This is a genomic window from Absicoccus intestinalis (genome assembly GCF_033971885.1).
GTDB lineage: Bacteria > Bacillota_I > Bacilli_A > Erysipelotrichales > Erysipelotrichaceae > Absicoccus > Absicoccus intestinalis.
In genome coordinates, this window is sequence record NZ_JALBUS010000005.1 from 46,966 (window position 1) to 69,370 (window position 22,405).

Below are 22,405 nucleotides of genomic sequence, written 5' to 3' on the forward strand. Positions count from 1 at the left end.
GTACCTCTAAATTTGATTTGATTATATAATCAGGAGGTATGGCGGTCACTATCCTTTATTAAGAATTTTAGTGGTAATTTCTAAGATTTGTTACATGAGAGTTTTAGATATTCTCTCGGAGTCATTTGATAATACTCTTTAAAAGCTTTATAAAAATTACTATGATTGCTGTAGCCAAGCAGTACAGAGATTTCCTCGATTGTCAGGGAAGTATTTTTCATCAGAAGAACGGCACGCTCCATTCTCTTTTCAAGCAAAATTTCAGTAAATTTTCTGCCTGTTTCCCTATGAAGGAGTGCAGAAATATAATTCGGATGATAGGAAAAATGTGCAGCAATATCTTTTAGCGTAACTACATCAGAGTGGTCACCCATATAATTTATAATCTGTTCCGCAAGTGTTTTTGGGGCACTTCCACTTTTTTCAATCCGATATCTCCGGGCAATTTCAAGAAGAAGTGTTTGGAGCATGGACTTTAAGATGCGTTGGGTATCTTCACCTTTGTCAGCATATTCTACTACCATCATTTCAAGGAGCGTACGGATAGCATGCTCTTTGGTAACAGGCAGATGAATATATTCATCTGAAAATTTATTCGTCTGTGGTTCGACAAAAAAACGAAACAGGTCTGAATCGGTGTAAACTGTTGGGAGATATTCCCGGAAGAAGGAATCTTTGCGGATAAGTACACCGATAATTACAACATCTTCACTGCTATCGGCACGCAGAGCATATCCGCTGTATGGTTGTCCAATATAACATTCATCTTCATTTATGGTGATGAGATTATTATATTTTTCTGATAACGCCTGATAGCTGTCCTTGTATGCGTAGTTGATAAAGAAAAAATCCTGTCTGTGAAATGGTTCGTGAATCTGTTTTCCTTTGAACACACATATCAGTACATCTTCATCTTTGTTTCCAGGCCAGTAAGAGGTTACATCTCCGGGGACACCGGTATCCATTTGATGAAAGGTCAGGTCAAGAGAATCAAAAGCTATTCCCAGTTTGTTAATAGCAAGATCAATATAATTATTTCGCATAGACATACTTCTTTGAACAGTTCATATAATTAGACTATACAACAGAATATTAGAAAACACCACCAATATTATTAAGAAAAAGTAGTTACAGTTACTTAGATTATTTATAGTATAGGAGAAAAAAGATATAATTAGGAGATTTATCATGACAGAGGAAGAAAAATTAGATGCAGGGCTTTATTATGATTTTTGGGATGCCGGTGTAAATGGAAGAAAATTGAATGCAATCAAATTTTGCAGGGAACTTCGTCGGATGCAGGATGCTGATGCGACAGAGGAAGAACAGGCAGTATTGATTGGAAAATACTTTGGCTCCGTAGGACGGGATGTGTGCTTATGTCCCGGATTTATGTGTGATAGCGGGAAAAATATCCATGCCGGAGACCAGTTTCTGGCAAACTACCATGTGACAATTCTTGATATTATGCCGGTTCATATAGGCGATTATGTGATGATTGGACCCAATACATTGATTACCACAGTCAATCATCCGATAACTCCGAAAGGTCGCAGAGAACATCTTGGCATTGGAAAAACGGTTACGATTGGTAATGATGTCTGGATTGGTGGAAATGTAACTATTCTGCCGGGAGTAACCATCGGTAATAATGTAGTCATTGCAGCCGGTGCTGTTGTTACCAAAGATGTGCCAGATAATTGTGTGATTGGTGGTGTGCCAGCCCGGAAACTTAAGGATGTTGAGAATGATATTTTAGAAACTAATAAAGAAAAGGATGAAGATAATGACAGAATATGAAAAATAACAACTTGGTTTACCCCATATATTTGATGAACCAATGACCAGAATGTATGATAAAGCAACAAAACTGTCTGACGAATATAACAGAACTTCCTATGACAATACAGAAAAGTTGTCACTGTTGCTATCGCAGTTATTAAAACATGTAGGTGAAAATGTAAGAATTATGCCTAATTTCCACTGCGAATATGGTCATAACATAACGATAGGCAATAATGTATTCATCAACTTTAACAGCATCATAATGGATAATGCAGAAGTCATTATTGGAGATGATGTGAGAATTGGACCAAATGCAGGTGTTTATACTGTAAATCATGCGATTGTTCCGGATGAACGGACAAAAGGCATCTGTATTTGCAAACCTGTTCATATTGAAAATAAAGTATGGTTTGGTGCAGATGTAAAAGTGTTAGCAGGAGTAACAATAGGTGAAGGATCAATTATTGGGGCTGGTAGTGTTGTGACAAAAAGCATTCCAGCAGGTGTTATTGCAGCCGGTAATCCATGCAAGGTAATCCGAAAAATAGATGAAAATGACCGAATAGAAATCAGGTGATGAGAATAATTCTTATTTAGCTAATATATATTGTTTTATGCGGTCATGATAAGATATAATCATGACCGCCATTTTTAACATAATTATATTTCTAAGGAGTCTTCTGCATCTATCCACATCTGCAAATGAGAGTGTATTCTAAACTGTGTAAGTTAGTTAGATGCGTACGGCTAACTAATGAACACAGTTTTTATTATGCACTTATGACATGGCTAAAATAAAAAGAAACTCTGCGGATATGCAAGATGCTCTCAAAGAAATCTTTGGGCCATTGTTTGAAAGTATGCTTCAGGGAGAAATGGATAATCATCTTGGTTATAAATCCAATTCAAAAGAACCCAAATCTACAAAAAACAGAAGAAACGGATCCAATCCTAAAACCTTGAAAACTTCAATGGGCGAAGTAAAGATCAATACCCCTAGAGATCGGGATGGTTCTTTTGAACCGGTAGTCATTCCGAAAAGAACGAAAGATATCTCCGAGATTGAAGGAAAGGTATTGGCCATGTATGCACGCGGCATGTCACAGCGTGACATTTCTGCTACGATCGAAGACATCTACGGATTCAAAGTATCCCATGAAATGATTTCAGATATAACGGATGCGGTCCTTCCTGAAGTAGAAGAATGGCGAAACAGGCTTCTTAAAAAGTGCTATCCATTCATATTCGTCGATTGTATGTATGTTTCCGTAAGAAGTGAATATGAAGCCAAGGAAGAAGCTGTTTATACGATATTGGGCTATGATCTGGAAGGACATAAAGAAATCCTTGGTTTATGGATGGATGCCACAGAATCTAAGAACTATTGGATGCAGGTATTTGACGAAATCAAATCCCGAGGCGTTGAAGATATCTTCTTTATTTCCATGGATGGTGTATCCGGACTTGAATCTGGTGCCAAGGCCATCTTTCCAGGAGTCGTGGTACAGCGGTGCATCGTCCATCTGATTCGCAATTCCATCAGATACGTACCATCAAAGGATTATAAAAAATTCACGGCCGATCTGAAGAAAGTTTATGGTGCTGTATCACTGAATGCAGCACGAACAGCGTTTGAAAATTCTGTGATAACTGGAACCAGTATCCCGGTGCCGTTGAAGTTTGGAAAAGAAACTTTGTCCATGTAGAACAGCTGTTTGATCATGGATCAGCAGTCAGAAAGGTGATGTATACAACAAATGCGATTGAATCCGTCAATTCCTCCTTTCGAAAAGTGACGAAAAAAGGATCGTTTCCAAATCATGAATCTGTATTCAAGCTTCTATATTTACGAGCAAAGGAACTTCAAAAGAAATGGGATAAAGGCCATCTAAATGGCTGGTCATTGGTTCTCAATCAATTGCTTGTCAATGACAATTTTAAAGACAGGATCACTAAATACATCAAATATTAAAAATCAAAATAAAATGTCAATCTTGAAATCGGCAATTAAAAAGACTAGTCAGAAAATAAATATTTCAGCTAGCCATTTTAAACATATATTCAAATAAATCAGGATATTTGAATTGAAAATTCCCATTTCAAATAGACATGAACAAAGGAAAAAACAAATCTAAAATTTAATTACACACTTTTCTTGACAACCCCCCTAAAAGAGGAAACATCTTAGCAAGCCGCTCCATAACTTCATAAAAAACTCTGTCTATAATTGTTTATCCCTTTGAAAATGGATAGCATGTCCTGTTTTATGGCCTTGTTATTTCTTGACCAAATTCATTCTCCCGATCCCAATTTCTTTCTCTTTCATCTGCAGTGATAGAGCGTATGACACGGCAAGGATTTCCTGCTGCTAAACAATGATCTGGAATATCGTGCAGGACAATGCTACCACCACCAATCACTACATCATTGCCTATGGTAATGCCTGGCATGACTTGAACACCAGCGCCGATCCAAACATTATTGCCAACCGTAATCGGATAGGCATACTCTAGTCCCTTATTTCTCCGTTCATGATCCAATGGATGACCAGCAGTATAAAATCCACAATTGGGACCAATGAATACGTTATCGCCAAAGATTACTTTACCTCCATCCAAGATCGTTGTGTTATGATTTGCAAAAAAGTGAGAACCAATTTCAATATTGTATCCATAGTCACACCAAAAAGGGGCAACGATCGTAAATGATCCTTTTGTTTTTCCTAACAACTTTTTCATGATGTCTTGTTGTTTTTGGATTTGTGATGGGTGCAATAAATTGTATTTATAGCACAACGCTTTTGCGTTTTCGCGCTCACGCAACAAAGTCACATCATGATTCGCATCATAAAGCATCTGATTGAGCATCTTTTCTTTTTGTGTTGGCATGTGCCACCTCCCCAGCAAATCATTGCTTTTGCATTCCTTGTACTTTTCTTTCTACCATTCTATCTTCTTTTCATGTACTGTAAACCATAAAATCGGTATCCGTTCTTTCGAATGACTACACTATATAAGATAAGCAATCGTGAATCATCGCAAAACAAAATATATCCATTCAAGTGATATCTAGTATCTTTTTATCCAACCCTTTTAACTAGAGTGGTCTATCCATTCACCTAAAATGGCTCCCCCAATGATCAAAGCAGCACCACACAATTGCAGTGGTGTCATGACTGCATTCAACAAGAACGCTGAAAAACAAAGGGCAGAAACAGGATCTAGATAACTAAGCAGTGCAACCGATTGGCCAGATAGCTTCTGTAGACCAGAAAAATACAGAAAATAGGCCAAGCCTGTATTGACGACACCAATCGTAACAAGATATGGAATATCGTTTTCCATGATCGATGGAATGCTTGATATCCAAAACACATATACACATGTAACAATGGCAGCCACATCCAACTCAATCGATGCGGTTTGCATGCCTCCCGTATAGATGATTTTTTTATTTACCACGATCAATGCAGCATATGAAAGGGCCGACATTCCGGCAATCAGCAATCCCAATGCATGCATTCCATTTGCCACAATGTTTTGACTGATGCAAAGAAGTCCAATCGCTACAACACAAGATAGTATTTTCCTTTGATTTAGCTTCTCATGAAAAAGAATAGGTGAGCACAATAACAAGGATGGGTCCCACATAATAAATCAATGTGGCCAGACTCACATTTAAAAGTTTATACACCTCAAAAAGCAAGATCCAATTCATGGCAAGCAGGATACCACCAAGCATAAGCCAAATCCATTCTTTACATACATGTGCTTTATCAAAGCCCCCTTTGATGAATACCAGACAAGTCAATATCGCACCACCAATCCATGTGCGCATCAACACGATCTGACTGCTTCCCAACGATATAAAGGAAGCGAGTATACCATTTGTACCAAAAATCAACAAAGCAAGCAAGTACATGATATAGGCCCCATTTTATTTTGCTTATCATTTTTTCTCATTTTCTTTATTTCTCCACCCAAATCGAATCTGCGAAATATTTCCTTATTTCAACCTTCATCGTCTTATTTTCATACAATGCAATTCACCTTGCTGCTTGATAACTACAAAGCTCAATTAAATTGCTGTCTGGATCACGCAAATAAATGCTATTCATTGCCCCCAATGCCCCATGACGACACACCGGTCCCTCTTCGACTGGATACCCTTTTGCCTCAATCACATGTTTTACACTTTGGATGTCCTCATCAACGACAAAACACAAGTCAAGACATCCATAAGTCGGATGAGCTGCTGCTAGTAAGAACTCCGCTTTTTTAGTATGGATATTCAACTTCTGATTTCCAAACTGTACGGCATATCGTCCATGAACATGAACAATAGACATACCTAAAATTTCGCCATAAAAAGCAAGGCAAGCCGACAAATTTTGTGTTGTGATCACAAGATGATCCATTCTGATAATATGCACGAATTGCACTCCTACCTATATTTCGCCGTTTTTTACTCATTCCACAATATACTGTTTAAGGAGATTTTTTGAAAATCCCCATCAAAATGGATCCATCATCTTGTATTTTCATCACTTTTTGAATGATAAGTGATTTTCTTTGGTTAATGATTTACCCGTTCGAATCAAAATCCATGTTTGATAAAGACACTGATTTCTTTTTGAAAATCAAAGTCTTTCATTTTAGAAGATACAAACCGTTTCCGATAAAGCTTCTTTCTCGAATGGAAGCATACAACACCTTTTTGGGTTTCAATTCCAATCTATCATGGATTTCAACTGAATCTAAAAAAAGACAGGTAGACCTGATCTTTTACTTAAGCATATCCATTTTTTGTGCAAGAAATTGTTCCACACACTCTTCAAAATTCAAGTCCATTCGTTGTGCCAGAACAACCAACCACCAAACACACTCTCCTATTTTTGAAGGCAATATGTCCTTATCCTCACTGGGCCAACGTCCTTGATCATCCATGGTTGCTCTGCCAATCAATCCAGCATCGGTCAAGAATGCCAGGGCATCCTCTTCCACAGACCAAATGGAACCATGCAACTCTTTTTCGAATTGATGATACCGATTTCTTATTGCCATGGATTGTTGACTCACTTCTTTCGATTTATCCTTTTCCCTCCCTATGGATATTTTCATTCGCCATTTTAGGACTTCTAAGAAAAACAATCAACGGTAAGAGAATGGCTACACTCAGCAAGGCACTAAAGAGTGGAACATTTCCGATGGGTGTATCATAGAGAAAATGATCGACCATCACAAAGAAGATCCAGAATAAGCCTTTTTTCTTATGATGATCCTCACAAGATCGAACAATCAAATAAAGGCCGATTGCCGTTATTCCCGTATAGACCCAATGTGACCCAAGAGATGCAACGACTCGATCCAATGCGGTTGGAAAGGCACTGTTTACATGTTTGAATCCACTCTGGGTAATATACGAAAGATCTTCATCAATCTGAAATCCGATTCCCACACACATGCCCATGCTCAAATAATCCTTCCATGTTTTTCGATGAAATAGATACACAAGCATGGCCACTATACCCAATTTTAAAAGTTCTTCAATGATCCCGGCCTCGGCCGATCCCATCCATGCATCCGAATAGAATCGTCCCATCAAACGGGTCATCGCATCGGTAAATCCATCATTGATTTCACCCGCCAATGGACTTGAAATAAAAGCTCCACAAGCACCTGCAATCAGCATTTCATAGCCACAAATTTTGTATTGTTTGGCCAATTGTTTCATTAAGAGATAAAATGGCACGATATAAACAAGAAGCAAAAGAAATGCACTATAGACTTGTAAATACATCGTGACACTTGTATGTTTTCCACCTAAAAAATCGCCTTCATTGATGGTCATTCCTAAAGCAAAAAGCAAGATCAGCAAACCTGTTACGACCATTCTTTTTTTGTTTTGTTTATTCATCGGATTATCTATCCTTTCATGAATGCATGATAAATACTTTGAAAAAAGGTGGATGCATCTAGACCAAAAGGCAATCCCGAAACGCCTCCATCTCCTGCCTCAAGGATCTTCCATGTACCATTCTCTAATTCAGCATAATCAATGGTATAGAAAGGACTCGGCAAATTTCTGTATTTTTCAGCCAATTCCATTGGCAATGCATTTGTGGATCCTGGTTGATTGGAATTTTGGTTTACACTAATGATATTGCCATTGGCATAAAATACCCGAAATTCATTGGTCACATCCCCATAATGTTTCAAATGGAGATATTCTTTGATGCAAATCCCTCCTGTTAAAAGATCACCACGATACTTATTGAATATTTTCATTTTATCATCGAATTCAGCTTGAGTGATCGATGAATCAAAAAAGGATGGAAATTCAGTCCCCTTCGTTGATTTGACACTATCTTTGACCATGAAACGTTGAAAATGATGTTTTATCCGTTCAATATCAACCTTACCATCCGGAAAATAGATGATTTTGGCCGTATCATCTTGGATCAATGGATAGACATTGGGAAACAGATGCATCTTTTCATACGCTTGCGGATTGGTCAACAAACGAATACCTCTAGAATCTAGCTCTTTATACAATTTCTGATATTGTTCTGGTTTTAGCATCCAACCACGATACAAAACACAATCTGAAATATCAATTGCATCCGTTGTTTTTAATTTTTCATTTATGAGCCAACGATCATAATTAAATAATATTGTGTTAAATAGGCCTGTTTCGATTGCAGCTTGATATTCTTCCACCATATCCTCATCGATCCTTCGATGATTCCGATAACTAGCAGGAAACAATATTGTCATTTTTTTCATTTTTCCATACCTATGCAGTCAGCATTCCATTTATCTCATAATTTTTTCGATAGCTTTTCCTTTTGCCAATTCATCAACCAACTTATCCAAATATCGAATTTTTTGCATCAATGGATCTTGAATTTCCTGCACCTTGATTCCACAAACACTTCCTGTGATCAAATGACAATGGGGATTCATTTGTGGTGCTTGTTCAAAGAAAGTTCGATAATCCACTTCATTGTTTAGCTGTTGTTGTAATTGGGGTTTGGTGTATCCAGTCAACCAACAAATGATAGCATCTACCTCATCTTTGGTTCGCCCTTTTCGTTCCCCTTTTTTCACAAGCAATGGATATACCTTTGAAAACTTCATAGAAAAGACTTTTTCATTATTCATACGTTTCCCCACTTTATACGATTGGAATCAGTGCAACATGGATCCTATCGCCAATTCCTTTTCCCATTTGTTTTTGTATATCTTTTCGCACACCAATGATATAACAAATAGATCCATCTTCATTCTTGATTCCCATATTGACGACACTTCCATTATAAGCCACGCCATTGAACGTAGCATGGACTTTTATTCGTCCTTTCCCAAATTCACTTCGAAGATCGATTGGTACGCGAACATAGGCACCGCCTTTCTCCTTTACCGGTTCGATGATCGCATCAAATTCATATTTTTCTTTCATACAGGATTCCTTCTTTCATAACACCAAATCGCAATCTCTTTGATGAGATCACAATGTATTTCTTCATAGGGTATCTGAATCGATCCTTTGCCGTATGCATACCCATAGGTATCCAGTTTATCGGCGAAATGAAGGACAGCTTCAGCTCCTGGATACAATCCAATATGCTTTTTATTGGCAGCAAAATGAATGATATTATGTTGATTCCAATAGGTTGGCATGCCCCACAAAATTTTTTCGGTGGCATCTGGCAAAGCTTCTTTGAGACAATTCCTTACAATCGATAGGTGTTTTTGAATGGGTTCATCCCAACCTAAGATGTATTCATCTACGGTTTTTGGCTTTTTTCCACAAGTATGCGATTGATTCTTTTTTGAGAATTCTCTTCCACATTTTGGACATTTCCACATGTCGCTCATCTCCTATCCATTCTTTGTAGGAATATGCCCTACTTTACAAAATCCTGATCATTGACAATGTTCAGGAATAACTGATTTAAGGGTTGCCATTTGGTTTCCATATCGTCCATGTTCTTTGCCACCCCTTTGATTTCTTCTAATTTTCTTTCCGCATATTCATTGATGATGCCAATCTTTGGCACCGTTTCCATTTCGGGAACATTTTTCTTGATTTCAAGCAATCGGCGGACCGCTGGTCTCATTTCGTCTTCCAGTTCGGCATCCAAAAGTTCATCAAATCGCACAGGTGGACAAGATTGTTTGTCAAGGATCCATTGAGCAGCCAAAAGAGGTCGAAGCACATATAAATATTTTTTCAATTGCACTTCATCACCTTTCAAATAATTTCGATAGTTCGAATCTGCCATATGCAAATAGTGAAATAAACTTTTCTTAGCCGAGAAATAGTGTGGTTGAATTTGTTTGATCCACTCGGCTTCTTCTGTTTCTGTATAGACAATTGGTGAAACACACCATACCATGATCGTCGGATTGGCATGATACAACAATTGCAGACTTTTCTTCACATCCCATCCAGAAATATCAAAAACTGTATCCAATCGCCATTCGATCACATCTCGTACGCGGTCCAATCGCAAATAATCGGCTTCTTTCCGGACATAAATGAAACGTACATCATAGTCACTGTCTGGTGAGGCAAAGCCCCATGCTCGGCTTCCCGATTCCACAGCCATGATAATTTTCACATCTTCTGTTTCTTCGATTTTTCGTAGTTCTTCGATGATCTTTAATTTCATTTCCTTGTTCATTTGTTTTTTTCCTTGTTTTAATGAATCAATTATAACAGATGATATTGTGCTTCTACAGAGTGACATGAGATCCTATTGGCATCACATAAAAAAATTTCTGCTTCAATAAAAAAGTGACCTTTTCAAGAGATACCTTAAAGGTCACTTTATTCGATGTGTTCCATTTATACATTTTCCAAGGCATCAACATCCAATATCTTGATTCTTCTTCCGGAACGTTGGATAAGACCGGCCGTTTCAAGATATTTCAGTTTTCGTGAGAGTGTTTCTGGTGTTGTACCCAAATATTGAGCAACATCCATCATCCGCATTGGGATCGTAATCTCATTATCTACCGTTGTTTTTGGTAAGTTCAAGAGATAATTTGCCAATCGCTCTTCCACGCGTTCCATGGACAAGAACTGGGTTTGTTTTTCCAATTGCACCATCTTCCGGGCAGTCAGTTCAAACAATTTCAAGGCAATTTCAGGATACCTCATCAACACCTGATTGAATGCAGATTTGCTTAATGTACAAATGACCGTTTGTTCAAGTGCCTGGCCAAACAAAGTTTCATTGGGAATACCAAACAATTGTTTATCTCATCATTCTCCTTGATCTTCTCATCTATGCCTGAAAGTACAATAACAATGCCATCTTGCTGATGCCTTGGAGGAATCGGGATTGTCATACTACCAAGCGTTTTAGCATTAATGTTTCCGCGAGTACTTCCAGTATTAAAAGAGTGAACCCAGCCCTTAAAGGTATCAGACATACAATAGTATTTGACATACTTCGGATTGACTTTCTTGGGATCGATACTGAATTTAATAAGGAATCCTGCGTAGACAAACTGTCCATCTGAGCCATCATAAAAATAGTTTCTTCCTGTACTTGCGCCGGTTCGAGCAAAAACGATATCGTTTGGCTCGAGAATATATTGGCTTGCTCTTTCATCATCAACAGATTTTAGATCATCTTTGTTTAATGTTCCGTCATCACGAATATCTGTGATACGCAAGTAAGTGTACAGATCATCTGAAAAATCCACTGCTGAAGCTGCAATGCCATATGAGCCTTTACCGTCCGTAGTAAGATCAGCTAATGTCGCTGTACTGAAATCCATCATTCCACTTCCTATCCAATATATTTCTTATGCGCCAGCTTCACATTGCTCTGCTTGACCATCGCATACTGAAGCGTCGTATCTATTCGTTTATGCCCTAGTAGCTGCTGAAGCTGCTCGATCGGCATTCCCTTGTCAATCGCCTTCGTGGCAAGAGTCCGACGAAATTTATGCGGATGCACCTTGTCGATGTTCAGACGCTTGCCAATCTCCCTGACTCGTGATTCCACGCCGCCGATTGTCAGTCGCGAATGCGGCTCCTTCAATGTGACGAACAATGCCTCGCAGTCATCACTCCGGCTATCGAGATACTCCTGCAAGTGTATTTTCGTGCGAGCGTCAAAGTAGACGATACGCTCCTTGTTGCCCTTGCCAAGAACCTTACATTCTCGCTCATTGAAATCAATATCCGACTGGTTCAACAGCACCAGCTCACCAACGCGCATTCCCGTTGAGGCCAGCATATCAATAAGCGCGAGATCCCGCTTCTCCGCACAGCTGTCACGCATCTTCTCCAAGTCCTCATCGGAGTAGGTGTCCTTGATGCTGCTCATTGTCTTCACCTTGTGAATCCGGCGAATCGGACTCTTGATCAGGTATTCCTCATCCTCCAGCCAGGAGAAGAAGCTCGACAGAATCCGACGTACATTGTCGATCGTAACGCGGCTGAGACTGTTCTGCTTCTGATAATCCGTTAGGTATGATCTCAAGTCCTCTGTCATGATGTGCGTTACCTCCTTGCCCGTTTCAGTGAGCATGCGATTGATCGTGTTCTGGTAGTAGGTCAGCGTCTTCTCGGAACATCCCTCGATCCGCTTTGCCTCCAGAAACTTCTGTAACAGCTCCTGACTGCTGATTTCGTCCTTATCCGGTTTATCCTCCATGTACTTGCATAGCACAGCTTCAAGCGACTGTTCCAGCGCCTTTGCCTGTGCATTGTCCAAAATCGGCAGCATCCGCTGCAGCACTTCCTGTTTGATTGATTCTTTCATATTGTCGTTTCTCCTTCTATAGATTTTCCAAAGAACGACATCAACGGCAGTTCCGTTGGTTTGTTCCTCCCGCCGTTGGTGGGAGTTATAAACAAGAATTTACTTCATCAGGCCGATGCCATTTTCACCCAAGAGTTCTTAAACCATGATGCAATACCAGATGGGTGGGCAAAAGGCTCCTTGACTGACATTGCTGATTACCTTAATGGTCTTGCTATGCAGAAATACCGTCCCAAAACCGGCGAGATCGGCCTGCCTGTTCTGAAAATCAAAGAACTTCGGCAAGGAAGTTGTGACGAAAGCAGTGAGCTTTGTTCTCCTTCAATCAAGCCTGAGTATGTTATCAATGATGGTGACGTTATCTTTTCATGGTCTGGAAGCCTCCTTGTTGACTTTTGGTGTGGCGGCACTTGTGGGCTTAATCAGCATCTTTTTAAGGTCACATCTCAAAAATACGATAAGTGGTTCTATTATTCTTGGACAAATTATCATCTACAAGAGTTTGCCGCCATCGCCGCTGATATGGCTACAACCATGGGGCATATAAAACGGAGAGATCTCAATGCGGCTAAAGTTTTAATTCCCTCTCATGACGATTACATGCGCATAGATGCTATTCTCAAGCCTTTGTATGACCTTGTGATTGCAAACCGCATTGAGAACAGGAAACTTGCATCTTTGCGAGATGAATTGTTACCACAACTGTTGTCAGGAAATATTGACGTATCTGAGGTGAGAATATGAGCGATAGACAGTTAAAAATCCTGTTCAATGCTCAACTAAATGCGCAAGATATAGAAACACAAACCTATGTCTGTCGTCAAAATAATTCAGACATCTGCGGGAACAATGGCCTTCCTGGCATCTGTTCCTTCGTAAGTAAAGATGGAATTTGCCGAAAGCCACATCGCGTGTGGAAGAAACAATACTTGAAGCTCAAAGGTTAAGCCGCAGATAAATTCTTGTTTTTCGCCCTCATAACCGCCTGGTCCGACAACACGTAGAAGTTGTTCTTTACCACTTGCAGTGAGTTCATACACTTTCAATCGACCAGATGCAACAATATCCAGTCTTTCATCTCCCGGCCTGAAAATTTCTTCATTTTTTTCATAGGTCCTGTGATGGACCAATTTCATAATTTTCTGCTGTTCCTGTCTCGAAAGATCGTGGAACAGTGGAACCAGTGCAACACATAAATGTTCTTCGATGATCTTCTCCTCCTTATCTTTTTTATTGTAATACGATTTTATCAAATGTAGCAAGTAACGTATAGGTTGCTCTGAATGCATCACATACATCATTTGGAATCGCATAATTTCCGGTCAAATCGCGCAATTTTTTAAACTCGTCTTTTACATCCAGATTTCCTTCTCTGATTTTCTTTTGTATTTGTTCATATACTTGGCGTACCTGGAAGACTTCCGGATGATGTTGCCCATGAACCTTTGCGATTGCCTTTGTATACACATCTAAAATGGCATTGTTTTCTTCATAAAATTCTTTGATCATTGTATATACCCTCCTTATTTTACCGATGTTTTCAAAACATCGTACCCAATGGAACGGACTGCATCCGCTGCTATTTCCATATTTGTCTGTGTTTCATCAAACACAAATTTAGCCTTACTCGCATTAAAGAGCACTTTTACACTTTCCGATTGGACACCTTTTACCTTTTTTAGGGCGCCTTCTATCTTTTGCATGCAGGTTGGACATGCCAATGTTTCTAATTGTAAGATTCCTTTTTTCATTTTTCTTCATCCTTTCTATCATCAGTTTAGCCATAGCTTGCTGATCCATAATTGATTTCTATCAAGAAAACCTATTTTTTTGTCGTACAGAAGTCGCATGGCATTCATAATAACAACCAGAATGCTACTTTCATGAACAAACATACCAATTTCCATATTCATCCAGTCACTGGCAAACAAGCTCACCAACAACACCACAACGACAAACAAGGCGATTCCCATATTTTCGATTCGATTACGACGAGTTGCCTTGGCAAGACGAAAAGCATCGGGAAGACGATGAATGTCTGAATGCATCAATACTACATCGGATGTCTCAATGGCAGCATCCGTACCATCTCCCATCGCAATGCCAATGTCTGCCTCAGCCAAAGATGGACTGTCATTGATGCCATCGCCCACAAAAGCTACAATTTCTCCCATTTCCTTTCGCGCTTTGACATACGTTGCTTTGTCTTGTGGTAACATGTTGCCTCTTGCTTCTGTCAATTCAAGTTCCTGGCATACAAGCTCAACCGCCATCGGCTGATCACCAGAAAGCAGAATCAGATTTTTAACTCCCATTTTCTGTAATGCCTGGATATCTTCTTTCACGCCTGCTCGGATCTGGTCGCGGATACCCACAGCCATGGCAAGTTGTCCATCCACTGCCAATAAGACAGTGGAATTGCCATCCGCTTCCATGCTCGCAATATCGCGTTTTGTCTTGGCATCCAAGACAATATGATGTTTATGCATCAAACCAACATTGCCAACAAGCACATCGTGTTCATCCACTTGTGCAACAATACCGCCTCCCTGCATCACTGCAGACGATTGCACAACATGTGTCTGGTCACTCGAATATTCGTTCAATATGGCTTTTGCGAGTGGATGAGACGACTCCTTTTCAACACTGATAAGCAACTCAGTTGCAAGTTGATGGTCTTGACTTGTATATACAGTCCGAACGACCTGTGGATTTCCATAGGTCAGTGTGCCTGTCTTATCAAATAGGATCGTATCTGTCTGCGCAAATTTGCCTATGACATCACTTCCTTTAAACAAGATGCCCTGACGGGCTCCTTTCCCAATACCGGACACATTTGAGACGGGTACACCAATGACAAGAGCTCCTGGACAGCCCAGCACTAAAATGGTAGTGGCCATGGCAATATCTTTTGTCCAGAGCCAAACAACGATACCAAGCATCAAAACAATGGGCGTATAATATTTCGAAAACTGATCAATGAATCGCTCTGTTTTGGATTTGGAGTCCTGTGCTTCCTCTACTAATTCTATGATCTTTCCAAAAGTTGTATCTTCACCCACTTTTTCAGCCTTCAACTGTAAGGCTCCATTCTCAAGTATCGTCCCCGCAAAGACTTTGTCACCTACACTTTTTTCCACTGGAATGGATTCACCGGTAATTCCTGCTTCATTGACAATGCCATTACCAAAAGTCACTTCACCATCCACCGGAATTTGGCTACCCGTTTTCACAAGTAGAGTATCTCCTTTTACCACTTCATCAATTGCCACTTCTTCAAATTCACCCGATTTGTTTTTGCGCCATGCCGATGCCGGTGCCATTTCGACTAGACTCTGAATGGCTGAGCGTGTTTTTGCCAACGTTTTCTGTTCCAGATAAGCACCAAACAAGAACAAAAACGAAACAATGGATGATTCCTCAAAGGAACGAATCCCAAAAGCCCCCGCTATCGCAAGAGTCACCAATACATCTATACTAATTACCTTTACTCTTAATGCCTGCACAGCCTGTATGGCAATGGGAAGCCCACCGATCAGGGAAGCCCCAATAAGAAAGTAAGTAGAAATTTTTCCTGGCACGGAAAGCATTTTGAGACCAAACGAAATCAAAATAAAAATTCCCGTCATGACCATCCAATGATTGCGATTCTGTAACACCCATTTTTGCATGTCATCCTCCTCCTTTAGACAGTCTCAGTATAAAAAAATCTTCCAAAATAAAAATTGATAGGTATCAAGTTTCTGTATTTTTTGGGTGTGCATAAGTTATAATTTTCTACTTCCATAAAAAAACACGGAAATGGGCACACCATTCCGTGTTTCTGGTTATTCATTTAGACAATAGGAATACATTGAGCCTACCCCTATTCATACTGAAACTTTACTCCCTTCTCTTTGAACATTGCTTCCAATTCTTTCTTGTCAATCTTTCCCTCTTTTATGGCTTGTTGTATTCCCGGTCCAAGAGATATGGTTAATGGGCCCCGTCTCATTGTCCGCTGTGCCAATTCAACTGGTTTCCAACCACGATTGCTATATAGATGCGTATGATTGTGATAATCCATAAAAAGTTGTACCAGTTTTTCTAGATCTTTCTTTGAAAGAAGTACGCCACATTCCCTGAGTTCCGATGTGATCCATTTGAGTTGCAACGTAGGAGATACCAGACCAAGCACCGATTTGCGATGAATATCTCGCAATAGCTTCTCTAATTCTGGCCCTTTCCGATCTTCCAGATACTTGTTCAATTTCTTCTCGTTTCGTTTTGGTCCACCCTCTATCTCACCACTAAGATACTTCACTTGGAATTCTTCATGATGAGAAAGAAAGGAAAATTCACTTAATCGTTTTCCCACATGATTGGATTTCTTTTTATGTCCAGACATATCCACCAGTTCTTTCGCATCTGCTTTCAACCTTCCAAGAAAATCTTTCAATTTTTTCTCTTCAATGGATAGTTGTTTAGTGGTCGCATAAGTCAGAAAATCATCTGGAATAAAATAGGGCTTATCCGCCTGGGCATCTGTTAGTTGATAATATACCATCCGTTTTCCATAACCACTCCCCATGATCTCTCTAGCTACAAGCTCTCGATCCAATGGCTTTGATGGCTCCTCTGTATCCAGATCGTATAATTCATCCTCTTCAAAGACATAATAGGAATGTTCTTCTCTTCTCGCAATGCCAGAAAATGCCACAAGATCTTTTTGACGTATGGATGGTATATCTATCCTGGTGGACAAATCTTTATAAATTTCCCACAAATGACGAATAGGAACGGTACCATAAAGATTTACAGCAGCATCAAAAAAAGCATGAAGAAAATCTTGTTGTTTGGTTGTAAGGCCAGCTTCCGCATATTTTCTAGCCAATGTTTTTTCGGATAATGGTTTTGGATATGACATATTTTCACCTATCTTAAAAGTCATTCTATCATAAATCCGGTCTTAGCGATCGTTATTGACCCATCAAGATAAATAACTTCTCTTTTACCTTATGTATTGAACTGATCTAACGACGATTTCATAGGAAGCAAGGACAAAGAGTGTATCATAAAAAAACAGACATCTTTGAAATACATAGTCTGCTTTTCTATTTTATTGTTTGTTGATTTAATCATTTTCATCGGCAATTGCTTTTCTTGTATCTTGTACAACATCCGATAAGGTTATCTTTTTCAGTTCCTCCTCCATCGCTTGTTGAACTCGATTCAGTTTTTGATCCACCCCTTTATGGATATTTCTTCCGATCGGACAGTTTGCATTCGGATTTTCATGAAAATGAAAGAGGCCTTCTTCACTAACCGCATCAACTGCTTTATAAATCGCAAAGAACGTTATTTCATCCAGTGGTTTTGCCAGAGTTATACCGCTTTTTCCTTGACTGATCGCAATGATGTCAGCCTCTTTGAGCGCACACATGACATTCCGTACGATGACTGGATTGGCTCCAACACTGCTAGCCAAAAATTGGCTCGTTACTTTTTGTGTGTCTTAATAATACGTTCCTTGGATTTCAAAGAAGCACCAACTAAACCACTGAAACATTTTCCAACATCTGATTCTGGTACTCATAATTTAGTCTGTCAAAGATCTTGCCATTTATACACAACGCAGAATGTTCAATATTGATAAATTTCATCCCACATTTTTCCATGACTCTTTTGGAACCTTGGTTCTCTGCAGCACACCAAGCCCTCACAACTTTTATCTTCTTTTTTGCCGTTAAATATTGCAGGACAGCTTGTAAAGCCTCCGATGCATACCCTTTGGACCAATTTCTACGTTCAATGCTGATTCCAACTTCAATTGAACTCAATTCATCATTGTAATCATAAGCCCCAATGGTTCCTATCAATTCGCCATTTAATTCGATGGCCCAGCTGAAAAAGAAATCATCATCGTAATGATCGATGAAAGTCTGTATCGTTTTGTGAGCCATCGCCTTGGTTGCATATGGATTCCATCCAGAATACGCATACATTTTTGGATCCATACCCAAAATACGATATAACCAATCTGCATCTTCTTTTTCGTGTTTCCTTAGTACAAGTCTTTTCGTTTCTATTCGTTCGGTTCCACTCATTTCGTACTTTCCTCCCATTGATTTCAACTTTGTCTCTTATTTTATCAACGCTATGCCAACAATGCACAAAATCATTTTCGAATGACAGATTCTACATGTAGCGACTGGATTTAATCTTCAAATAACACAACATGATTTGAAATCACATCCGTATCATCAAATTCATTTCCAACCACAAATACCTTGGTTCGTATTATTTTTGGCAATATTCGTTTCCATATATCCCATTTCTCCTAAAGAAAAAGGCATCCAAAGTAGAATCTTATTGCATAAATTCGTACTTTAAATACCTTTTTATCACCCATCCGGTAAGGTTGAAGGCTATTTTCATTCAACAACATGGTATCGAAAAAAATATATATTTATCAAGAAAAATGGATTACCTTACCAAACGAAATTCCTGCATCAAATAATCATACAAGCAATAAGAAGCGTTTATCCTCATCTGTTTCCGCTCAAACATATAATTCGCATTCTGAAAACAATATGGCTTTTCCTGCCAAAAACACCTTATCCTCTGCCATTCTACAATAAAGCATGCCACCTCGTTGGGAAGCTTGATACGCTACAATATTTTCTTTGCCAAGTTTCTTGGCCCAATAAGGAACAATATGACAATGTCCGGATCCACATACCGGATCTTCCATGATCTTTAATTTGGGTCCAAAACTTCGAGAAACAGAATCGGTATTTTCTCCTGGAGCTGTTACATGCACAAGCAAACCATCCAATCGCAACAATTTTTCCATATCTGGTTCGAGCTTTTTCACAATATTCGCATCATCGAATACACAGAGTAGGTCTCTGCCCATATAAGCTTCAATCGGTGTGGCACCAAGAGCATCGACAATCTCTTTTGTGATAGAAACTTTTTTCAATGCATACGCTGGAAATTCCATTTCCAACAAATCATTCTTTTTCCTAACCATCAAATCACCACTACAAGTTGAAAATGTAACCGTATCTTCATTTGGAAGATAGAATCGAAACAACACATAGGCACAAGCAAGCGTGGCATGTCCACACAAATCAATTTCACCACCACAAGTAAACCAACGCAATCGATACTGACTCCCTTCTTGAACCGCAAAGGCCGTCTCTGAAAAATTGTTTTCTTTCGCAATATCTATCATCCGACTTTCAGGGATCCATTGGTCCATGATACAAATAGCCGCTTGATTGCCATGAAAAACTGTATCTGTAAATGCATCGACAATATATTGTTTCATCTGCTTCCTCCGCTTCTCATTTTGCCAAGATATCACTGCCTTATTTCCTTTTCCTTCTTATCAACAAACAGATCGATTATGGCTTGAATAAACCTTGCCACAGACACATTTTCGTCCGTTCTGAAAACCGATATATCCTTTTTAAGAAGCGTTTCCAGGATCGCAATGCGCCGATTCAAGGAAGTACCAAGTGCTTCAGGGCTCAATCTATCAACGTCAAACTCTGGGTAATCCATTGACTTCTCAAGTATTTTTAGATTTTTATAAATCAATTTGATGCTTTCAGACATAGCTAGCTTCCGTCCCATTCAGGCCAGTCATCGTCATCGGCTAATCTATCCATAATTTTTTCGGCTTCGTATGTTTTTTCTGTCGGGTTGTCGTCTTTATCCATTTTACTAACCGAATATAAGGCTAGTTCAGTAATAATATCATTAGGATCGCTCATAGATAGTACTTCATTAGCATTCGACATATTTTCTGATATCCATCTTTTTTCTGATTCTAATAGCATCATTTCACCTTCTTGCCTTTCTTATTTATACGGTTAGCTTGAATCAATAATCCAGTTTTAGGCCTTACCACAGACACATTTTCGTCCGTTCTGAAAACCGCCCTTTGTGGAAACCTGTCCCATTATAGAATGGAAAGGAAGGAGTTCATCGTCTCAGTCCTCATTGATTGAGCAAACATTTCATGCTCCATGAAAAAACTCAATAATTAATGCTAGCTATGTCATTACGATTGCCAAAGCACGAAAATATCAACGTAATAAGACTTGCATTAAAGCCTTTACAGTATCTTGCCCATCTAAACAAGTACCGATTAAATAGCCTTTCTCATTATCCCAATTTGCCAATCTACGATAGTAAAAGCCTTTTTTACTATCCTCAATAATGAACGGAACAATTCTATGCTTTCCACTTCCAGGCGAATTTGCTTTCACCAGTTAGAAACATGCGTCATCGGCGCACTTTAAAAACTCGAGGGTGAAAACCTTCAAGGGAGGATGATGTTTATTATCTGGACAATTTCTTCTGATTTGTCTTGTTACACATACCTTATGTACATCACAAGAGGATGTCCGCAAGAACTTTTAGTAGCAACTCGTTATCACTATGCTTTCGAATAGCGATACGACAATATGCGGAAGATAAACCATAAAACTGTGAGCAGTCTCTAACTTTTATTCCTCTTATCAGGAGTTCTTGCAGCATATTCTTTATCGTGGATTTGAACAACAAAAAATTTCCTTTTGATGGAAATACCATTAATGGAAGTTTTTCCAGTTCACCAACTAACCAATCTCGCTCGCTTAATAAGAATTGGTATGTTTTCTGCATGTATGTCTCATCCATAAGCACACATAGTCCAGCAAATTGCGCTGGTGTAGAAACCGAGAAACTTTGACCACAAGAATACATGCGTGAAAGCAACCTTATATTGCTGGAAATGCAGAATCCTAAACGAAAACCTGCAAGGGAGTATGTTTTTGTAAACGCATCTATTACAACTAGATTTTCATATTTCGTCGTAAGTCTCTTTGCAGAATAATCTCTCCACTGCGGTAGAAACTCTATAAAACACTCATCAATAACAACAATAATGTTATTTTTGACACAGCAATCGAGTATCTTTTCTATAAATGGTTTGCTTACGATTTGTCCTGTTGGGTTATTGGGATTACACAAAAACAACATGTCACAATCTGGTTGAATAACAGACAGAATTTCCTCGTCTAATTCAAAGCCATCTGCCTCACTTAATGTGTAGTGTAATACATCGCAGTTCACTAACTTTAAGGCGCGCTGATATTCTTCAAATGTAGGTTCCACAATGATTGCATGCTTAGGCTTGACTGCAAATACTACACGATACAGCAGGTCATCCGCACCATTTCCACATAAAATATGAATTGCAGGGACATTGTATTTTTCAGCCAAACAGGCAGTTAACTGGTTACACTCAGGGTCGGGATATACATCAGATATATCAGCAATCGCATTCATGTTTTCTTTTACTACCCTAGGAATACCTAACGAATTGGTGTTGACCGAAAAATCAATAAGTGTACCATCTCCGTATTCAGTTATGACCTTCCAAGAATAATTATTAAAATTCGACCGCATGAAATAGAACACCTCCAAATACTCATTTGTCTTCCAATCATCCATCCCCTACCCTACATCCAATCACGAAACTCAACCCTATAAAAATGCTCTTTCGATAAGTTCCCCCAGAGAGTATTTTCTTAGTTGAACCATCCTTTTGGAAAAAAGTAAAATGTATAAGAATGGCTTAAAATAAGGCTTTCATCACATCTTAGCCATTGACCTTGAACATCAATGCTACCGTCTCCACATGGCACGAGAAAAGCACCTGAATGTCTGGTTTCTGGCCACAATTCCGTTCGTTAGCGGGAATTGCTCAAAGCCGAAAATCGGCATTTTTACAGTTACTCTCCGTTTACAGATATATCCAAGTGCTATTTCCACCTATAATACGGCGGGCTGGAGGAA

The 22,405-nt window shown here is 39.2% G+C and carries 28 protein-coding genes and 2 pseudogenes; 4 read left to right on the forward strand and 26 right to left on the reverse strand.

The features are described from left to right. Nucleotides 1–80 precede the first annotated feature (80 nt). Nucleotides 81–1,043: a helix-turn-helix transcriptional regulator gene (locus tag MOZ64_RS04480; RefSeq protein WP_320325397.1), complete on the reverse strand. Its 963-nt coding sequence runs from the start codon at nucleotides 1,041–1,043 to the stop codon at nucleotides 81–83. Between the two features lie 145 nt (nucleotides 1,044–1,188). On the opposite strand from MOZ64_RS04480, the gene MOZ64_RS04485 reads away from it, so the two are divergent. From MOZ64_RS04485 to MOZ64_RS04495, 3 genes and pseudogenes are all read left to right on the forward strand, one after another. After that, on the forward strand, nucleotides 1,189–1,800 hold the full coding sequence (locus tag MOZ64_RS04485; protein ID WP_320325398.1) for a sugar O-acetyltransferase: 612 nt from the start codon (nucleotides 1,189–1,191) through the stop codon (nucleotides 1,798–1,800). Between the two features lie 40 nt (nucleotides 1,801–1,840). Then, a complete protein-coding gene (locus tag MOZ64_RS04490) occupies nucleotides 1,841–2,362 on the forward strand; it encodes a sugar O-acetyltransferase (RefSeq protein ID WP_320325399.1) in 522 nt (173 codons plus the stop codon). 208 nt (nucleotides 2,363–2,570) lie between these two features. After that, nucleotides 2,571–3,757 (forward strand): annotated as a pseudogene (locus tag MOZ64_RS04495) (IS256 family transposase). Between the two features lie 292 nt (nucleotides 3,758–4,049). Here the strand turns inward: MOZ64_RS04495 and MOZ64_RS04500 are convergent. The 14 genes from MOZ64_RS04500 to xerA form a co-directional block, all read right to left on the reverse strand. Continuing rightward, nucleotides 4,050–4,673 (reverse strand): sugar O-acetyltransferase, encoded by a 624-nt coding sequence (locus MOZ64_RS04500; protein ID WP_320325400.1) that lies wholly within the window; start codon nucleotides 4,671–4,673, stop codon nucleotides 4,050–4,052. Nucleotides 4,674–4,877: 204 nt separating this feature from the next. After that, entirely contained in the window at nucleotides 4,878–5,306 is a 429-nt protein-coding gene (locus MOZ64_RS04505) for a DMT family transporter (RefSeq protein ID WP_320325401.1), read from the reverse strand. An 82-nt stretch (nucleotides 5,307–5,388) separates the two neighbouring features. After that, the gene (locus MOZ64_RS04510) at nucleotides 5,389–5,706 is read right to left on the reverse strand and encodes an EamA family transporter (protein ID WP_320325402.1); all 318 of its coding nucleotides are present in this window, start codon (nucleotides 5,704–5,706) and stop codon (nucleotides 5,389–5,391) included. Between the two features lie 124 nt (nucleotides 5,707–5,830). Beyond that, nucleotides 5,831–6,217, reverse strand: coding sequence for a VOC family protein (locus MOZ64_RS04515; protein ID WP_277633603.1), 387 nt, complete (start codon nucleotides 6,215–6,217; stop codon nucleotides 5,831–5,833). A gap of 352 nt (nucleotides 6,218–6,569) precedes the next feature. Beyond that, on the reverse strand, nucleotides 6,570–6,848 hold the full coding sequence (locus tag MOZ64_RS04520; protein ID WP_277633604.1) for a nucleoside triphosphate pyrophosphohydrolase family protein: 279 nt from the start codon (nucleotides 6,846–6,848) through the stop codon (nucleotides 6,570–6,572). A 25-nt stretch (nucleotides 6,849–6,873) separates the two neighbouring features. After that, nucleotides 6,874–7,701, reverse strand: coding sequence for a PrsW family intramembrane metalloprotease (locus tag MOZ64_RS04525; protein WP_277633605.1), 828 nt, complete (start codon nucleotides 7,699–7,701; stop codon nucleotides 6,874–6,876). An 8-nt stretch (nucleotides 7,702–7,709) separates the two neighbouring features. Next, on the reverse strand, nucleotides 7,710–8,570 hold the full coding sequence (locus MOZ64_RS04530; protein ID WP_320325403.1) for an ATP-grasp domain-containing protein: 861 nt from the start codon (nucleotides 8,568–8,570) through the stop codon (nucleotides 7,710–7,712). Nucleotides 8,571–8,600: 30 nt separating this feature from the next. Then, on the reverse strand, nucleotides 8,601–8,948 hold the full coding sequence (locus MOZ64_RS04535; protein ID WP_320325404.1) for a DUF2200 domain-containing protein: 348 nt from the start codon (nucleotides 8,946–8,948) through the stop codon (nucleotides 8,601–8,603). 13 nt (nucleotides 8,949–8,961) lie between these two features. Next, on the reverse strand, nucleotides 8,962–9,246 hold the full coding sequence (locus tag MOZ64_RS04540; RefSeq protein WP_277633608.1) for a DUF1905 domain-containing protein: 285 nt from the start codon (nucleotides 9,244–9,246) through the stop codon (nucleotides 8,962–8,964). Continuing rightward, complete coding sequence (locus tag MOZ64_RS04545; RefSeq protein WP_320325405.1) at nucleotides 9,243–9,656, reverse strand: iron chaperone; 414 nt, start codon at nucleotides 9,654–9,656, stop codon at nucleotides 9,243–9,245. Before MOZ64_RS04545 ends, MOZ64_RS04540 begins: the two co-directional genes overlap by 4 nt. A gap of 38 nt (nucleotides 9,657–9,694) precedes the next feature. After that, nucleotides 9,695–10,474, reverse strand: a complete 780-nt coding sequence (locus tag MOZ64_RS04550; protein ID WP_320325406.1) for a nucleotidyltransferase domain-containing protein — start codon at nucleotides 10,472–10,474, stop codon at nucleotides 9,695–9,697. 164 nt (nucleotides 10,475–10,638) lie between these two features. Then, nucleotides 10,639–10,953, reverse strand: coding sequence for a Crp/Fnr family transcriptional regulator (locus MOZ64_RS04555; protein ID WP_320325407.1), 315 nt, complete (start codon nucleotides 10,951–10,953; stop codon nucleotides 10,639–10,641). Between the two features lie 26 nt (nucleotides 10,954–10,979). Beyond that, nucleotides 10,980–11,582, reverse strand: coding sequence for a restriction endonuclease subunit S (locus MOZ64_RS04560; protein WP_320325408.1), 603 nt, complete (start codon nucleotides 11,580–11,582; stop codon nucleotides 10,980–10,982). A gap of 8 nt (nucleotides 11,583–11,590) precedes the next feature. Continuing rightward, entirely contained in the window at nucleotides 11,591–12,571 is a 981-nt protein-coding gene (gene xerA, locus MOZ64_RS04565) for a site-specific tyrosine recombinase/integron integrase (RefSeq protein ID WP_320325409.1), read from the reverse strand. Nucleotides 12,572–12,649: 78 nt separating this feature from the next. Here xerA and MOZ64_RS04570 point away from each other — a divergent pair, with 78 nt between their 5' ends. Next, nucleotides 12,650–13,315, forward strand: a complete 666-nt coding sequence (locus tag MOZ64_RS04570) for a restriction endonuclease subunit S (protein ID WP_320325505.1) — start codon at nucleotides 12,650–12,652, stop codon at nucleotides 13,313–13,315. Nucleotides 13,316–13,401: 86 nt separating this feature from the next. On the opposite strand, the gene MOZ64_RS04575 is transcribed toward MOZ64_RS04570, so the two are convergent. The 11 genes and pseudogenes from MOZ64_RS04575 to MOZ64_RS04625 form a co-directional block, all read right to left on the reverse strand. Further along, nucleotides 13,402–13,860 (reverse strand): cyclic nucleotide-binding domain-containing protein, encoded by a 459-nt coding sequence (locus MOZ64_RS04575; protein ID WP_320325410.1) that lies wholly within the window; start codon nucleotides 13,858–13,860, stop codon nucleotides 13,402–13,404. Continuing rightward, nucleotides 13,802–14,080: an iron-sulfur cluster repair di-iron protein, ric gene (locus MOZ64_RS04580; RefSeq protein ID WP_320325411.1), complete on the reverse strand. Its 279-nt coding sequence runs from the start codon at nucleotides 14,078–14,080 to the stop codon at nucleotides 13,802–13,804. Before MOZ64_RS04580 ends, MOZ64_RS04575 begins: the two co-directional genes overlap by 59 nt. A gap of 14 nt (nucleotides 14,081–14,094) precedes the next feature. Then, a complete protein-coding gene (locus MOZ64_RS04585; protein ID WP_320325412.1) occupies nucleotides 14,095–14,322 on the reverse strand; it encodes a heavy-metal-associated domain-containing protein in 228 nt (75 codons plus the stop codon). A 21-nt stretch (nucleotides 14,323–14,343) separates the two neighbouring features. Beyond that, nucleotides 14,344–16,242, reverse strand: coding sequence for a heavy metal translocating P-type ATPase (locus MOZ64_RS04590; RefSeq protein WP_320325413.1), 1,899 nt, complete (start codon nucleotides 16,240–16,242; stop codon nucleotides 14,344–14,346). 194 nt (nucleotides 16,243–16,436) lie between these two features. Continuing rightward, nucleotides 16,437–17,477, reverse strand: coding sequence for a hypothetical protein (locus tag MOZ64_RS04595; protein ID WP_320325414.1), 1,041 nt, complete (start codon nucleotides 17,475–17,477; stop codon nucleotides 16,437–16,439). A 207-nt stretch (nucleotides 17,478–17,684) separates the two neighbouring features. Next, nucleotides 17,685–18,050: pseudogene (locus MOZ64_RS04600) on the reverse strand (Rrf2 family transcriptional regulator); the annotation flags it as partial. 52 nt (nucleotides 18,051–18,102) lie between these two features. Further along, nucleotides 18,103–18,657, reverse strand: a complete 555-nt coding sequence (locus MOZ64_RS04605; protein WP_320325415.1) for a GNAT family N-acetyltransferase — start codon at nucleotides 18,655–18,657, stop codon at nucleotides 18,103–18,105. A gap of 455 nt (nucleotides 18,658–19,112) precedes the next feature. After that, nucleotides 19,113–19,886, reverse strand: coding sequence for a PhzF family phenazine biosynthesis protein (locus MOZ64_RS04610; RefSeq protein WP_320325416.1), 774 nt, complete (start codon nucleotides 19,884–19,886; stop codon nucleotides 19,113–19,115). Nucleotides 19,887–19,918: 32 nt separating this feature from the next. Then, entirely contained in the window at nucleotides 19,919–20,176 is a 258-nt protein-coding gene (locus tag MOZ64_RS04615) for a hypothetical protein (RefSeq protein ID WP_320325417.1), read from the reverse strand. Nucleotides 20,177–20,178: 2 nt separating this feature from the next. Beyond that, a complete protein-coding gene (locus MOZ64_RS04620; protein ID WP_320325418.1) occupies nucleotides 20,179–20,403 on the reverse strand; it encodes a hypothetical protein in 225 nt (74 codons plus the stop codon). Between the two features lie 553 nt (nucleotides 20,404–20,956). Then, a complete protein-coding gene (locus MOZ64_RS04625) occupies nucleotides 20,957–22,060 on the reverse strand; it encodes a pyridoxal phosphate-dependent aminotransferase (RefSeq protein WP_320325419.1) in 1,104 nt (367 codons plus the stop codon). Nucleotides 22,061–22,405 lie beyond the last annotated feature (345 nt).

Coding starts and splice junctions, on each gene's coding strand:
- MOZ64_RS04585 (WP_320325412.1), bottom strand. CDS start 14,322: ATGAAAAAAGGAATCTTACAATTAGAAACATTGGCATGTCCAACCTGC.
- MOZ64_RS04530 (WP_320325403.1), bottom strand. CDS start 8,570: ATGAAAAAAATGACAATATTGTTTCCTGCTAGTTATCGGAATCATCGA.
- MOZ64_RS04590 (WP_320325413.1), bottom strand. CDS start 16,242: ATGCAAAAATGGGTGTTACAGAATCGCAATCATTGGATGGTCATGACG.
- MOZ64_RS04500 (WP_320325400.1), bottom strand. CDS start 4,673: ATGCCAACACAAAAAGAAAAGATGCTCAATCAGATGCTTTATGATGCG.
- MOZ64_RS04610 (WP_320325416.1), bottom strand. CDS start 19,886: ATGAAACAATATATTGTCGATGCATTTACAGATACAGTTTTTCATGGC.
- MOZ64_RS04620 (WP_320325418.1), bottom strand. CDS start 20,403: ATGATGCTATTAGAATCAGAAAAAAGATGGATATCAGAAAATATGTCG.
- MOZ64_RS04535 (WP_320325404.1), bottom strand. CDS start 8,948: ATGAATAATGAAAAAGTCTTTTCTATGAAGTTTTCAAAGGTATATCCA.
- MOZ64_RS04520 (WP_277633604.1), bottom strand. CDS start 6,848: ATGGCAATAAGAAATCGGTATCATCAATTCGAAAAAGAGTTGCATGGT.
- MOZ64_RS04490 (WP_320325399.1), top strand. CDS start 1,841: ATGACCAGAATGTATGATAAAGCAACAAAACTGTCTGACGAATATAAC.
- MOZ64_RS04625 (WP_320325419.1), bottom strand. CDS start 22,060: ATGGATGATTGGAAGACAAATGAGTATTTGGAGGTGTTCTATTTCATG.
- MOZ64_RS04485 (WP_320325398.1), top strand. CDS start 1,189: ATGACAGAGGAAGAAAAATTAGATGCAGGGCTTTATTATGATTTTTGG.
- MOZ64_RS04560 (WP_320325408.1), bottom strand. CDS start 11,582: ATGATGGATTTCAGTACAGCGACATTAGCTGATCTTACTACGGACGGT.
- MOZ64_RS04605 (WP_320325415.1), bottom strand. CDS start 18,657: ATGAGTGGAACCGAACGAATAGAAACGAAAAGACTTGTACTAAGGAAA.
- MOZ64_RS04555 (WP_320325407.1), bottom strand. CDS start 10,953: ATGAGGTATCCTGAAATTGCCTTGAAATTGTTTGAACTGACTGCCCGG.
- xerA (WP_320325409.1), bottom strand. CDS start 12,571: ATGAAAGAATCAATCAAACAGGAAGTGCTGCAGCGGATGCTGCCGATT.
- MOZ64_RS04550 (WP_320325406.1), bottom strand. CDS start 10,474: ATGAACAAGGAAATGAAATTAAAGATCATCGAAGAACTACGAAAAATC.
- MOZ64_RS04505 (WP_320325401.1), bottom strand. CDS start 5,306: ATGCATGCATTGGGATTGCTGATTGCCGGAATGTCGGCCCTTTCATAT.
- MOZ64_RS04540 (WP_277633608.1), bottom strand. CDS start 9,246: ATGAAAGAAAAATATGAATTTGATGCGATCATCGAACCGGTAAAGGAG.
- MOZ64_RS04575 (WP_320325410.1), bottom strand. CDS start 13,860: ATGCATTCAGAGCAACCTATACGTTACTTGCTACATTTGATAAAATCG.
- MOZ64_RS04525 (WP_277633605.1), bottom strand. CDS start 7,701: ATGAATAAACAAAACAAAAAAAGAATGGTCGTAACAGGTTTGCTGATC.
- MOZ64_RS04510 (WP_320325402.1), bottom strand. CDS start 5,706: ATGTACTTGCTTGCTTTGTTGATTTTTGGTACAAATGGTATACTCGCT.
- MOZ64_RS04545 (WP_320325405.1), bottom strand. CDS start 9,656: ATGTGGAAATGTCCAAAATGTGGAAGAGAATTCTCAAAAAAGAATCAA.
- MOZ64_RS04615 (WP_320325417.1), bottom strand. CDS start 20,176: ATGTCTGAAAGCATCAAATTGATTTATAAAAATCTAAAAATACTTGAG.
- MOZ64_RS04580 (WP_320325411.1), bottom strand. CDS start 14,080: ATGATCAAAGAATTTTATGAAGAAAACAATGCCATTTTAGATGTGTAT.
- MOZ64_RS04595 (WP_320325414.1), bottom strand. CDS start 17,477: ATGTCATATCCAAAACCATTATCCGAAAAAACATTGGCTAGAAAATAT.
- MOZ64_RS04480 (WP_320325397.1), bottom strand. CDS start 1,043: ATGCGAAATAATTATATTGATCTTGCTATTAACAAACTGGGAATAGCT.